This is a genomic window from Neisseria sp. P0022.S010 (assembly GCF_051956635.1).
Map to the genome: position 1 here is coordinate 1 of NZ_JBQCXF010000912.1, position 442 is coordinate 442.

Here is a 442-nt window from a genome sequence, read left to right on the forward strand (position 1 = left end):
GATTTACATTATTTTCGCTAATTTTGTATTGATTTTAGTCCGCAAACGGTTAAGCAACGTTGCATTGGCCTACCCCGTGGGGCATAATAACGAAAATTCAGCAATGAATTTCTACTGTACAGGCCGTTTGACGGCTATTTTTAGTTTAAATCGATTTAAAAAAGGTCCTCAAAAATGAAAAAATCTCTGTTCGCTGCTGCTTTGTTGTCTTTAGCTTTGGCCGCTTGTGGCGGTGCTGATAAAGCTGCTGAAACTGCTGCTTCTGAAGCCGCTGCTTCTGCTACTGAAGCTGCTGCATCTGCTACTGAAGCCGCTGCTTCTGCTGCTACCGAAGCTACTGAAGCCGCTGCTTCTGCTGCTACCGAAGCTACTGAAGCCGCTGCTTCTGCTACTGAAGCTGCTGCTTCTGCTACTGAAGCCGCTGCTTCTGCTGCTTCTGAAG

General features: G+C 46.4%; 1 protein-coding gene. It reads left to right on the forward strand.

Annotated elements, in window-relative coordinates; all coding sequences use genetic code 11:
* Nucleotides 1-174: 174 nt before the first annotated feature.
* Nucleotides 175-442, forward strand: a 268-nt coding sequence (locus tag ACTHUT_RS22070) for a hypothetical protein (RefSeq protein WP_440419955.1), incomplete at its 3' end; no start/stop codon positions are given.